Genomic DNA, 13,975 nt, shown 5'->3' with positions numbered 1-13,975 from the left:
AAAAAAGTTTAAGATTTTGTTTTGATCTTTGGTTTTACCTGAACGCCATCATAAAGCACATCCATACGGTTGATGGCAACCTTTTCCCCATTTTTTATACCCGATCTGATAATATAGTCATCACCACTTTCGGCTTTTATTTCAATAGGACTCAATCTCACCATATTGTTATCAGCCAGGCGGTAAACAAAAAACTTATCCTGTATATCTTTAACTGCTGCTTTAGGAACTAATAGCACATTCGATATAGATTCTTCTATTACCACATTGGCCGAGCCTCCAGAACGCAAAATTCTTTTTGGATTATTGAATACGGCTTTCATGCTTACTGTTCCGGTTATCCGGTCAACGTTTCCACTGGCAATCTGTAGCTTACCATTTTCGGGATAATCCTGCCCGTCGGCTGTAACCAGGGCAATTTTCATTTTGGCAGTGCTATCGGGATTTCCGGAATGCAGACGCATAAATTCTGCCTCACTTACCGAGAAATAAACATATACTGTACTGATATCTGAAAGGGTGGTTAGTGGAGTAGCATCAGTTGCTGATATCAGGTTGCCAACCCGGTTCGGAATCCTGCCTATATAGCCGCTTACGGGTGCTTTGATCAGTGCAAAACCAGCGTTTATTTTAGATGTTCCAACAGTGGCTTTCGCCTGGGCTACCTGTGCATTAGCTGCCTGCAGGTTAGCTTCAGCCGTCTTCAATTGTATTGGCGACACCACGCTTCCGCCAACAAGTGATTTCATTTTTTCTACTTCGATCCGAGCGTTAACCTGTGCTGCAATTGCAGCCTGCAAGGCGGCCAGGCTGTTGCTAACCTGTTCCTGAAAAACATCTGACTTGATTTTAAAAAGCGACTGTCCTTTTAGTACATAATCACCTTCTTTAACAAATATTTTCTCCAGGTAACCGCTCACCTGTGCTTTGATATCAACATTCACGAGCCCTTCTATATTGCCTGGGTACGTTTGTTTAACTGTTGCGTGGCCAGGGTTTAAGGTAATAAAATCAGTCTCTAAAGCCTGCGACTGTACTGTAGAAGCATTTTGTGGTCCTTGGCTACACCCCACCCATAATAAAGAGATACAGAACCAGCTCAAGGATTTTTTTGTTATGCCCATTTTCATGATAATCTTGAAAGTAGAAAACAGGTCCTATTACCTGTTCGGCTACAAAATAAATCCCCATGAGGAAAACCCTTATTTAAAATGATACCCAGGTGTTGAAAATAGCAGCTCAAACGTAATATATACGCCCTGAAGCGGACACCCTTAAGGCCTTTTATTCTGAGAAATGGCCAATACACATCCATTATACTTTGGTATCCGATTAAAATAGAGATTGAATGGAACATGAACTGGCAGGGTTATTTTAATATTTTCCTCCTAATTGAAATGAATCAAGTATCGCCTTGAGCAAAATCAATAGAATAGCAGTTTGTAAAGGAGAATTTAGTGCATAGACTTTATTAGTTAACAGCATGCGATAGCTAAACCACTCCATAACTTTCTAAAGTTATTGATAGTTTTATCTGTTTAGGGCATAAACAAGCTAAGCGTGCTGTGCAAAGCATCAAAAGAACCGGAAATGGAAATATTAGAAATTAAGCTTTTTTTGAAAATGTTCCTGCCATTAATCGATCGAACTAAAAGCCGGGCAGCACTAAGATGCCTGTTTAGGCATACCACAGCGTTAAACATACATAAAGGAGAAACGCTCTTTCCGAAAAACACCTTCAGCACCGCTGGTCAGATTATTATGATATGCAGTGGCCTGGTTAACAGTTTTTTGCAAGATGACGAATTTGGCAAGATAAACGTATGGTTGGGACAGGAAGGTAGCATTTATATTTGTCAAGGTCAGAACAGTTCCAGGCCCGAAAATCTCAATTTAGAGGCCATAGAGGATGCCATCGTTTTTCTAATAGATTATGAAGACCTTGAAACCTGCTATAAATCACATCCCGAGTTAGCTGAATTATTCTATTCCCACCTTCTTCCCTGTGCCATGAACGATGTTAGCGAAAGAAATATAATTTTTCGTTTACCTGATGCAGGCTGCAGAATTACGCGTTTTCGAACATTTTATCCGGGGATGTACGAACGCCTGCCAAAAGAACTACTTCTTTCTTACGCTTTATGTGGATAATCGCCGAAATTACCAGGATCAATCCTTTTAGTTGTATTCAAATGGTCAAGATAAAGAGAATCGGTACGGTGCAACACAATAGAGAACCAACCAGCAGAATAGCTGCTCCAGCTTTGTCTGAAGTTTTTGCCTGAATTAGCTATATACATTTTTTAAACGTTCAACTTTTTTTAAAATGATATCGTTTCCATCCTTTTCAATAAGACCTTCTTTTGTAAAATCGCCGAGGATTCTGCTAAGGGTTTCTGATGCAATTCCAATAACATTTGCAAGGTCGGTTCTGGGAAGTGTAAGCCGGGTGTTATCAGATACATTACTTTCCTTTTTCGCCAATTTAACAATGGATCTGGATACCCGTTCCCTTACCGTGGCATGAGCGAGTTCTAATGTCTGTTCATCCCTTTCGTGTACCATTCTTGCTAATTTTTTAGCCAAAAAATTGGTCACTTCCGGGTGTTCCTGAATCAACTCGTTAATAATCCCTAAAGGAATAACCACTACCTGTGCATCATCAACAACCATTGCAGTATTTGACATGCGTGATCCGGCGGTAAAATCCTGAAAACCAAAATAATCACCTGCGTAATATAATGCTGTAATCAATACACGGCCTGAAGAATCTGCTATAAAAGTTTTTATTTTTCCTGAGAGTACGTAATAAATCCCCGTACAAGGTTCGCCTTTATAAAAAATTATCTGTTTTTTTTTAAAAATTCTTGGTACTAATGTTTGTCGCTTGGCATTCAACCAGAAAAGACCATTATCCATGCCCGTAGGACTTTTTTGCTGAAACTGCTGTTGGAGAAAAAACTCATACTGAAGTCGTCTTTTTCTCAACCTTGCCTCCACCTGGTTAAGTAACTCCGCATCGTCAAAGTCGCCAATAAGAAAGCCATCGGCACCAATTTCCATCAATCTTCTTATCGCATACTGATCATCTCCCTTTACAATCATCACGACAGATATGCTCACCGTATCAATAAACTTGTTTACCATCCGCAGTACACCAAACCCATCAATCCCATTTAACTCCATGCCGCAAATGATCAGATCTATGGGGAGGTTTCTGATCAGCTCCATAGCCTTTTTCCCATTATCTGTAAACTCAACCAGGTATTTACCTGTGACCAAAATATCGGAAATCTTCGCCCTGAGCTTGGCGTCCTTTAATATAATCAATATCTTAGAGCCTTCCATTTGCATGTAATTTTTCCAACAGAAAACCATTTGCCCCTGTTAGGTATCGAAGTTTGTTAATTGTTCCTTATCCGGCTGTTACAGAAAAAAGCATTACCTAGCCAAAGCATTTAATCGCTTTGAAACTGGGTATAACAGGGAATTCCTAGTAAAAGCATATCATCCCAAAAGGGCTATCTCATTACCTTAGGTCAATAATTAATCATTAAAGCCACCAAACTGCGTGCATTTAAATAGCAATTTTGTATCAGAAGGAAAAACATAAAACAAAGCCCGGAAAAGCACCTGATAATCAAACGTATCGATTGAGACATTAAAAATCCATATCCGTTACATTTTTTTTCTTTGTGATCGCGTTTATGGTAATCACATTTATTTCAAAAGGTTTGCATTGCATTAATGTTAAAGACTTAGGGTAGATATTCTCAAAGGTTGTTAAAAAAATAAAAAAACCTCTTGATCATCATCAACTAATGGGTTGAAAAAAATCAAACAGAAATATAAGCATAATACAATTTATTTTAATAAATCGTTTTTATTCGCGTATTTTTTCAGTTCTTTAATTTTTTTGCTGATTCAAAAGTTGAGCGCTGCAGAGATCAAATCCTTAGCTTTAAACGAGAATAAAAAATTACATATAATTGAAAATGAATACATTATACACAAAACCTAAAAGATGAATCTTCGTATTGCAGAAAATGATTAAAGGTAAAGAATAAAAAGCCTGATTTGGATGATTTTGGTTTCTGGGAAGATTAGAGATTAAAAACCATCATCCTGAATAGCTTGACCGTAAAGCATACGCGATACTAATTTAGGGTTTATAAGATCTACGTAATGTACCTGCTATCCCTGACGATCCAAAATCTGGGAAACTGAAGCTATTCCAACCGTATGGAACCGTTTTGATGACCTTCGAAAGATTTGTCAGGATGTTTTTAAAACATATGGACATTCGTTACACCCGACACAGGTTAAGTCAATAAGGCAACTTTTTAAAACTTATCATATACAAATAAAAACCCCAAAAGCTAAACTAAAGCCTTTGGGGTTTACTATTTTTGGAACAGCCTGTTTTCATTTCGTTATTGAAAACCGGCATATACTATTGCATTCAAATATAGCCATTATGGTGTATAGCTACCGCTGAATTCTGTTAAACCATCTTTACGCATGGCTTCGATAATTAAGCAGGTATAAGCAAAATCCCAGCTTGTCGTCACCTCTGAATTCTGATTAAGACCATAAGGCCAGTAATGCTGGCTATCGCCACTAAGCTGGGCAGTATTGTCATTTGTGATCAGCCTCAATATAGCCGTTACACTAGGCGCCTGAAGTTTACCATTGACCAACGTATTCCACCACCATGAAGAAGTTCCTGTACCTAAGGTGTGCGAGCCTTCATGAAGCATTGTGCGGAGATTTTGATAGGAAGAATTGGTTCCAAAACGCATCCAACCCTGATTGTTTGCGTCAGCTGTTGGTACACCATCAACATAATTGAGATATACGTGTTTAGTAACAGAAGTATAGTTATTAAAATACCAGGCTGCACTATCAATAGCAACCTGCAGCCTGCTATACGCAGCGAGCTCTTCCGCCCCAGGATTTTGAGATTTGTTAAAGGTATAGGTGAAGTTACCTTTTGCAATGGTTTTAAACGTCACTTCACTACTGTAACTTACTCCTTTTGAATTAATGGCATAAGCCCGGGCATAATAGGTGGTTTTTGGCGTCAGGTCTTTTAAACTCACCCTAAATTTACCAAGCCCTTTATTACTATGCTTCACTTTACTACTATTAATGGTAGGATTTGATGTGGAAGCATAGACAATTCCCCGTTCTGTTATGGCATCACCACCATCTGTTAACACTTCAATATCTGCTGATGCCACAGTAGAACCTATAATATACATGGGAGAAAAACCAAAGGTAGCGCTGGCTATGCTGGCGGTAACAAGCTCGATTTCATTGCCATAAGCAACTCCGGCTTTATTCACAGCAAAGGCTCTTACGTAATATTTAGTTGAAGCAGTTAGTCCTTTAATTTCGCTGGTAAACGTGCCTGATCCACTCACACTTACTACTCCGGATTTATTGTTATCCACCGTTGGTTTTGGAGAGGTACTCCAGCAAACCCCCTGGTCGGTAACCGGCGACCCGCCTTTGTCTGTTACTACTCCCCCACTCATGGCAGAAGTGGTGGTAATATTTGTAAAAGTGCTAGTGGTAATAGTAGCAATGGAACCATTTGACTCCGTTTTAGGTGTTGTGGTTTCAGCTACTTTTTCAGTCTTTTTACATCCGCCAAAAAGGGCAAGAATAAAACATATTGCAATAAGATATTTTTTTGATTGAGTCTTCATTAATAGATGTTATTAAAGGTTAACAATTTAGACAGCGTTAACAGAAATGAAATTTCCTGATTATTTGAGCTGATTAATGTCAGTTGATCAGATTGGAAATTATTTTTATACAGTATTTGACAAAAGGAAGAATAAATAAATGAAAGCGTATCAAAAAATAAATATCCGTATATCTAAGAGATATCAATTAATGATTAAAATAACTAGCATGCTTTCTTTACAGCCTGCTAGTCATTTTTTACAAATAAGCTTGTTTAATCAGTTTGACACTGCCAACCTTAATATATTGACCTGTATTTGCTATTGAAACGGCAAAACCTATAGATACAGTAGTTTGCTGTGCAAGTGTGAAATCTAATTTACCATCTGAAATATTCGCAAAAGCTATAGATGCTGAAGAGATATCTCCAACGTTCGGAAGTGTATTTCCTGCAGCAACTGCAATGAATCTTGAACCTCCACTATTTTGATCTATTCCACTCAAACGGAAGCTGTAGGTACCAGCCGGAAGCGTGATTGTCTGATAAATCAATCCATTGGTAACCGGCGTAGTGATTCCCCAACCAGATTCGAATGATAATACACCGACACCTCCACGGTACTCATAACCACCGTAACGATTACTGTTGATATTCTTAGCGCCAGAGCTACTAATCCAGTCAGCTAGTGTACCCCATCGTGAACCATCCCAGGTATCTCTATTAAATGGCCCGGTATTTTTAAGATAAGCTGAAGTCACGTCCTGTTCTACATATCGTGGGACATAACGATCAGCGAATTCCGTTTTAAAAGTATCTACGCAAGAGCTATCAGGTAAGAATAATGTTCTATACTTAATATTAGAACTTGTTTTAAAGTTTGTTAAGGTAGTACTCGTCGCATCAATAGGAGCCTTTATGGTTACTGTTTGGTTACTGTTATTCGTATATTGTACTTCTGTAGCAAATACTCCTGTTAACCTATCCATTCCAAGCCAATCAATTTTCGTTACCCCATCCGAACCTGTTTGTGCTAAACTTATGCCTCTGTTACTTAGAGATGCTTTGTAACGATCTCCATAAGACATACCGGTTTTGTTTACAGGAATCGAACGATTTCCATCCTTATCATAAGTATAAATGGTAAAACTTTGCAAACCCTCTGCTACATTCGGAACAAATATAGTCAAGCTGTCAACTGTATTTTTCTTTACTACCGGAATAGACAGAGAGTCCTTGAAATTATTCCAAAAAACTTTACACAAAACTACTTTTGGATCAGCGAGAAATAATGCCTTAAGTTGTACCCGATTATTTCCAGAGCTAATTTTAACAGAATCAATTTTTCCGGGATATGAAATTTCTCCTCCAGCTACATATTTCTTATAATCGTCAGCCTTAGTACAGGCTGCAAAAATGCTTACAACCGCAAATAGGGTCGTAAGTCTCATCAGTTTTATTTTGTTAAACATATTTATTGTTTTATTGATGAATTTAACCTTACCTCGGATCTCCGTAACATTGTAATTCTGCAATACTCATAAATGTAGTGCCCTGCCAATTACTGATGGACTTTATACGTATATAGCGAACCTTCTTCGTGTTACCTGCAGGGAATGTATAACTGATACCCGCATTAGCAAAGGCATAATCTTCTGCTGTTTGCACGCCGTATGCACTTCCTGAAGGTTTTGTAGAATCGAAAGTACCTAAAAGGGTCCAGTTATTGTAACTACCATCGCTTGGTGGGTTATCACTTCCCCAAACTTCAAACTTCTTAAGATTTCCGCCATAATAATATGTTCTTCCCGCATTCAAATATTCAGGGTAATTCCAGATCACAATACGACTCATAATAGCAGACTGCCCCAAATCAAAAGTTACCCACTGGGAAGTTAATGTACCAGTACTGGTTAATGAAATATTCGGCCAGTTGATGATATCACCATCCCACATTTTGGATAATCCGGTTGATGAGTACTGTTGACCAACATCAGTAGGCAGGTTAACTGCCCTATATAAATTCTTAGCTAAAAGTGATTCATACAATGGCTTTAATGTTGTATACAAAGTATCTGTATAATTCAACCATCTATCTCTTACCGTAACTGCAAATTTCTGGGAAGTAGTGTCTAAACCTCTGATCGACTTATCAATGTCAATTGCAGAGGTATAAATGTTATTTTTTGGATCGCCAACGTACTTACCATCTTTAAATCTCAATACTTCGATAGAAAGATCAGCTTTAGCAGGATTTGTTGCTTTAAAATTCAAACCTGCAAAATCAGGAAGAACTTTTAAACTTCTAAAAACTCCCCAAATTGGATTTTCTAAAGGCCTGATTTTAACTACCACAGGTTCTGAAGCAATCTCACTTCTATTTACAGCATATAATTTGATCTCATGTAAATCTGTATCTCCAAAACCTTCAACTAGCAAAGAATTATTGTAGTAAGAAGACTTTACTTCCATCTGTTGACCATTCTTGAGACTATATATTGCTTTTACATAAAGCAAGTCTTTGTCTGAAGGCAGTTTATACGATAACTTGGCATTACCAGGTCCACTTTCTACAGTTACACTACTTACCTGACCTGGAGGCGTTGTGTTATTTTCAAGTGGTGTTAATTCATCTTGCTTGCAAGAATACATTAAGGAGATACCACTAATAAAAACAAATAGTAATTTATTTAATGCTTTCATTTTTATAATTTTAATTATCATTTACTACCATCCTGGATTTTGAACCAAGTTTCTATTCACTGTTAAATCGTACGTTTGTATAGGCCACAAATAATCTCTAGGCGATATAAAATTCTGATTAAATATTGTTCTCACACGATAATATTCTTCCGAAGTAGGTTGATAAATACTCCAGCCTGTAATTGACTGGTTAAATAGTTCAGCCGCCCTCTTCCAACGTTTAATATCCCAGTAACGGCTTCCCTCAAAGGCCATTTCGATCATTCGTTCTTGTTGAATGATTTGACGCATACCATCTTTTGTGGTATATTTTGTTGGACTGGTTGAGTAGTTTGACCATGATACCTCTACAGATTGCAAACCTGCTCTAGACCGGATTCTGTTAATATATTCATAAACCTCCTGAGAGGGAACACCCAAGCTTTCATTTAAGGCTTCAGCATACATTAAATACAGATCCGCCAATCTAAGTTCAGGCCATGCATAGGTTCTGTAGGTTACATTATTTTCAGAATGAGCCATATTCCAATCCACAACCTTCTTAACAAAATAGCCTGTTTCATTATACCAACCAAAGTTATTAGCTCCTGATATTTGATTAGATTTCGCTTCTACGGTATATGTGCCTTCATCTGTATTACCTGGACTATCATATTTAAAAAAGGTACTGCCATCAAAGGCCAAATCAGCATAAAAACGCGGTTCTCTGTCGAAATTCAGCCTCGCAGTAGTATAACCCTCTTTGATATAAAATCTTTCAGCCTTAACTGCCTTCCTCAACGAATAGCGATTGGTAAAGTCAAGGGTTTTATCTTCATTTATAGGAACACCATTTTTAGAGTAAAACATCTCAGCTATTTTAATCGGAGGAGCCAATTGCTGTCTGGCCTGGCCAACCGGAACAGGATTTGCACCATCTAAACGTGGCATTGCAACAGCTTGTAAAAATCCTGTTGTACTATTCGGATTACCCCATACCGTTTCAGAGTTCAGACCAAAACGCTCTGTAACCGCCCCTTTTATGGTTAACTGCCTTTTAGTAGAGTCTGAAATTTTCAATGCTGTTGTACCAGGGAAAGTATAAAGTTTGAAGCCCGCAGCTTCAGAGGCATCAATGGCAGCTTTTGCCGCATCAGCGGCTTTTTTCCACTTGTTTGCATCATAAGCAGTATTAAATAATGCTACTCCGTCCTTATCTTTAAAACCTACATAATCTGAATTCCCATTAAATAACGGGCTAGCTGCTGTTAATAGCACTTTCGCTTTCATGGCTAAAGCGATCGGTTGTGTAATACGCCCCAGCTCGAGTGTTTTATCTCTTATACGTTGAGGTAAATCCGGGGTAGCCTCATCTAACAAGCCAACAACATAATTAACACAATCATCAAAAGGCATGCGCTTAACCTTCACCTCATCTTCAGAAGCACTTATTGGAAGATTTTTATCTACAATAGGTATTGGGCCATACATTCTCATCAATAGAAAATTATAGTAGGCTTTCAAAAACTTAACTTCAGCAATCCAGCGTTTACGCTCATCTAATTGTAGATCCGGAATCTTTGTTTCATCTGATACATTTTCCAAAAAGATATTACAATTCCTAATGGCTTGCCAATAATTTTTCCATAGCTGCCTATCACCCTCACTCCAAGAATTGAATAAAGGAGAAGCAGCATTTTGATTTCCCCGGGCTATTCTCCAACCTGCTGAAATAAATTCACGTTCATCCAAAGATGTCCATATTTCATCACCAGTCATATACCCCATATTGGCCAGGGGATTTCCATTTGACGGCATAAAGGAATAGCAGGTAAACAAATATTTTTCTGCCTCATTTCTTAAGCTAAAAGCATTGTCTAGTGTCGCTACGTTATCTGGAACAATATCCAAATATTTCTTACATGATGCTAAAGATAAAACAAGCAAAAAAACAATAGCACTATACTTCTTAACACTTGTTTTTTTACTGGTTTGAATCAAAATATTTTTATTTTTCATAATTCTACAAATCATCCTAAAATTTCAAATTTAGACCTACGTTATAAACTACCTGCAACGGATAACCTATTCCATTACCTCCCATCTCCGGATCCCATAATTTATAAGCGCTTAAAACTGCCAGGTTGGTAGCATTCAAATACAGTCTTGTTGTTTTTATACCCAATTTTTGTTGAAGCTTATTTGGAAGATTATAACCTATCTCTGCACTTTTTAACCTTAAAAAGCTACCGTTCCGCATCCACCAAGTAGATGTTGGTAAATTATTTTGTACATATGTGCTACTTAAACGTGGCCAAAATGCATAGCTATCGCGATTTTGTTCAGACCAATGACTATCTGCAATTGCTTTTAACAAACCAGTTTGTATTGCATTGGCGTTATCAGTAAATTGATTATTTACCATTTCTCGTCCTAATACAAATGGAGCAATATTATATGGATTGATGAAGAATGATGAACGAGCAGATCCCTGAAAAAATACTGAAAAATCGAATCCTTTATACCCAAAGGTACCACCAAAACCATAGATAATTTCTGGCGCAGTTGGTAACCCTATAGGCACCCTGTCAGCATCGGTTACTAAACCATCACCATTCACATCTCTATATTTGATGTCTCCACCACCATAAGTTAACCCAGGTACTCCACCCAGCTGAACGGGCGAATTTTTTGCTTCCTGATCATCTATAAATAATCTCTCTGCAATTAACCCGAATGATTGCGAAGCAGAGTTACCGGCAACATAGCGATATGCTTCATTACTATCGTAACTAGGTTCATCAGCAATTAGAACCTTACTTGCTGCATAGGTAAAGTTTCCTCTCAATTGTAAAGATATTCCATTGCTAAATGTCTTGTTATAATTGGTATTGAAATCCACACCTCTACTCTCCATTTTGTTGGTATTAGCACGAATATTAGCCTGTAATCCCATCGTACTTGGAATAAATGTACGTGAAGTTAAGATGTTGGAGCGGGTTTGTTTATAAACCTCAACTGTAAAGTTCAGGTCCCTGAATAAGGTCATATCCATTGCAAGATTTAGCTGTTTGGAACGCTCCCAGGTAATTAAGTTATTTGGATATCTTGAAACCGAGATACCAGGTCTGTAATACCCCCCATCTTCACCAAATTGTGCACCATAGCTGCCATTTTCCATTTGCACTGAAGAAAGATAAAAGAATCTATCAGTAGATGTTCCTATTATATCATTACCAGAAAATCCATATGTACCTCGGATTTTTGCCGATGTGATCACCTTTTGAAGCGGCTTGAAAAACTCAGCATTTGAAATGAAATAACCTAAACCGAACGAAGGAAAAAATCCAAAACGGTTGTTAGGTGCGAAACGTTCGGTTCCATTATAACCGAAGTTAAATTCTGCAAGATATTTACTATCGTATGTATAGTTAGCACGTCCAGCTACCCCCTGATTACGAGATGGTAAAGATGATTGCAAGTCTCCGGCGTTACCTGAAAGAAAGTTTCTCATAGTCGTGATCACCATCGCGCTTACATCATGTTTCCCAAAAGTTCTGGCGTAGTTGGTTGCCAATTCAGCATAAAATATGGAATTCAGGTCTTTGGATCCTTGTGAATAATCAAGATATTCGGTTCCGAGCGGTCTAACTAATGAAGTATTTCCACCGTTCAATAAACTTAGTGAGACACTACCGTCAGGTTGTGCTGTTGAAGAATAGTAAAAAGGATTATATCTTCTTGAAACATCAAAATAGGAGTACCTACGTGCATAAGTCATAAAGCGAAGGTTCAAGCCGGGAGTAAGATCTTTTAAATCTTGCTTGATTTCGACTTGTGTCTGTAATGTAGAAGAATTCCGATCTTGATAACCTCTTACCATTTCTGCGTAAGGATTCATATAAAGATTTCCGTTAGGTGAAATCACGTTACCAAATAACGGATGTTTAGCGTAAGGCTGATAACTAGATGGGTAAACAGCCGGAAAGGCCACAGGATTGGACCATAAGGCTCTATTAAACGCCAGTCCACCACCACCCACTGGCCCTGTATAATCATCAAATTGGCCAGATACCAATACGTCGGCAGTAGTAGTGTTAGTTAAATTAATAGTTACATTAGAACGAACAGCATAATTTTTCAATTTAATATTACTGTTAAAATTATTTACGTCATCTACCTTTAACACACCATTATCAATATTGTATGTACCAGATAGATAATAAACAACTTTAGAGCCACCGCCTGTGATGTTTAAATTAAATCTTTGATTAAGTGTATATTTTTTAATTAGTTGATCTATCCAATTATTATTTGGGTATAAAAGCTCATTTTCGCCGGCAGCAGTAGCATCTATTTTATTGCGTTGATATGGCAATTGAGACAGCCTATTACGTGTTAATGCACCTTCATTTGCCAGGTTCATATAAGTCACGTTATCCGCAAATTGGAAATTTCTGGTGTTACTTGAAACAGAGTTCTCTGCCCGGAAGCTAAACTGGGTTTCTCCGGCCTGACCTCTTTTGGTTGTGATTAACAACACTCCGTTTGCACCCCTAGCGCCATATACAGCTGAAGCCGCAGCATCTTTCAGCACACTGAACGTAGCCACATCATCCGGTTGTAAACGGGCCAAGTCGTTTTGAGTTGATTCCGCACCGTCAATCAAAATTAAAGGGTCTTGTTTTCCTGCACCGAATGTGCCCAAGCCTCTAATGAAAAAGGAAGCATTATCTGATCCTGGTTCTCCGCTTCTTTGGAAAGCAACCATCCCCGCTACCCTACCAGCTAACATGGTAGTTAAGTTACTGGTTGGCCCTTTTAATTCTTTCGGATTGATTGTCGTAATAGAACTTATTAAACTCGCCTTTTTCTGCGTCCCATAGCCTACTACTGCGACATCCTCAAGTGAGTTGGCATCTGATTTAAGCGTAATATTAATCACATACGTCCCATCAGCTGATTTCTCATAATCTGCAACTGTTTTTGTTTGCGGTTTGTAACCCACCAGGCTAAAAAGCAATTTACCTGATCTTGGTAATTTAATAGTATACCGCCCCTGATCATCTGTGGATATTCCACGAACTGTTCCAGATACCTTAACGTTTACCCCGGGTAAACCGCCTACGGTATCCTTAACTACCCCTTTAACGGTAACCTCATTTTGTGCAGAGGCGGTAAAACAAAAGCCCATGAACATCAGTATGCCCACAAGCGTTCGGAATACGCCTCCACGGAAAAACAGGCAGCCCGAAATTTGAGCTTTCTTTTTGTAGATTTTTCTCATTTTTTGATTTTAGTTTGAAATTGTTTGTTTATTAGTTTATTCATGAGCGTACCAACCACCATACGGTAAAACCGTATAATGACAGATATTCTTACTTTGCAAAACTCGCCAGAAAGCTTTTCCTAGTTAAAAAAAAGCTTGATGATAATTTGGCAGCAATCACCTCAATAGAGATAATTGTAAGCAGAGGTTTAGTTGAATGTTCTTGATAGTCTGGTTTTCTTCATATGTTCAATAGTATATTTGGCTGTAACAAATTAACCACTAAAATCTGCATATGAGTGAGGGGCAATATGGTAATTTTTAGGGGCCAA

The 13,975-nt window shown here is 38.1% G+C and carries 9 protein-coding genes; 1 reads left to right on the top strand and 8 read right to left on the bottom strand.

What is annotated here, in order from left to right; translation table 11 throughout:
• Nucleotides 1–8: 8 nt before the first annotated feature.
• Nucleotides 9–1,073, bottom strand: coding sequence for an efflux RND transporter periplasmic adaptor subunit (locus DV942_RS19625; protein ID WP_222431126.1), 1,065 nt, complete (start codon nt 1,071–1,073; stop codon nt 9–11).
• Nucleotides 1,074–1,590: 517 nt separating this feature from the next.
• Between DV942_RS19625 and DV942_RS19620 the strand changes: the two genes are divergently transcribed.
• Entirely contained in the window at nt 1,591–2,151 is a 561-nt protein-coding gene (locus DV942_RS19620; protein ID WP_145860348.1) for a cyclic nucleotide-binding domain-containing protein, read from the top strand.
• Here the strand turns inward: DV942_RS19620 and DV942_RS23590 are convergent.
• From DV942_RS23590 to DV942_RS19590, 7 genes are all read right to left on the bottom strand, one after another.
• Complete coding sequence (locus tag DV942_RS23590) at nt 2,133–2,300, bottom strand: hypothetical protein (protein WP_186462359.1); 168 nt, start codon at nt 2,298–2,300, stop codon at nt 2,133–2,135. The two genes, DV942_RS19620 and DV942_RS23590, sit on opposite strands and share 19 nt — an antisense overlap.
• Nucleotides 2,287–3,348 (bottom strand): cyclic nucleotide-binding domain-containing protein, encoded by a 1,062-nt coding sequence (locus DV942_RS19615; protein ID WP_186462358.1) that lies wholly within the window; start codon nt 3,346–3,348, stop codon nt 2,287–2,289. The genes DV942_RS23590 and DV942_RS19615 overlap by 14 nt, the downstream gene beginning before the upstream one ends.
• Nucleotides 3,349–4,475: 1,127 nt before the next feature.
• Nucleotides 4,476–5,714 (bottom strand): hypothetical protein, encoded by a 1,239-nt coding sequence (locus DV942_RS19610; protein WP_145860344.1) that lies wholly within the window; start codon nt 5,712–5,714, stop codon nt 4,476–4,478.
• Nucleotides 5,715–5,952: 238 nt separating this feature from the next.
• Nucleotides 5,953–7,143: a DUF4998 domain-containing protein gene (locus tag DV942_RS19605; protein WP_186462357.1), complete on the bottom strand. Its 1,191-nt coding sequence runs from the start codon at nt 7,141–7,143 to the stop codon at nt 5,953–5,955.
• A gap of 49 nt (nt 7,144–7,192) precedes the next feature.
• Nucleotides 7,193–8,395 carry a DUF5000 domain-containing lipoprotein gene (locus DV942_RS19600; RefSeq protein WP_186462356.1) on the bottom strand — a complete coding sequence of 401 codons (1,203 nt, stop codon included), beginning with the start codon at nt 8,393–8,395 and terminating at the stop codon, nt 7,193–7,195.
• A gap of 24 nt (nt 8,396–8,419) precedes the next feature.
• Nucleotides 8,420–10,393: a RagB/SusD family nutrient uptake outer membrane protein gene (locus DV942_RS19595; RefSeq protein ID WP_244950749.1), complete on the bottom strand. Its 1,974-nt coding sequence runs from the start codon at nt 10,391–10,393 to the stop codon at nt 8,420–8,422.
• Nucleotides 10,394–10,409: 16 nt separating this feature from the next.
• A complete protein-coding gene (locus DV942_RS19590) occupies nt 10,410–13,661 on the bottom strand; it encodes a SusC/RagA family TonB-linked outer membrane protein (protein ID WP_186462355.1) in 3,252 nt (1,083 codons plus the stop codon).
• Nucleotides 13,662–13,975: the final 314 nt, after the last annotated feature.

It is taken from the genome of Pedobacter suwonensis (genome assembly GCF_007833675.1).
Taxonomy (GTDB): Bacteria; Bacteroidota; Bacteroidia; order Sphingobacteriales; family Sphingobacteriaceae; genus Pedobacter; species Pedobacter suwonensis.
The sequence above is the reverse complement of the archived record's forward strand: the minus strand, read 5'-3'. Positions and strand labels throughout refer to the sequence as shown.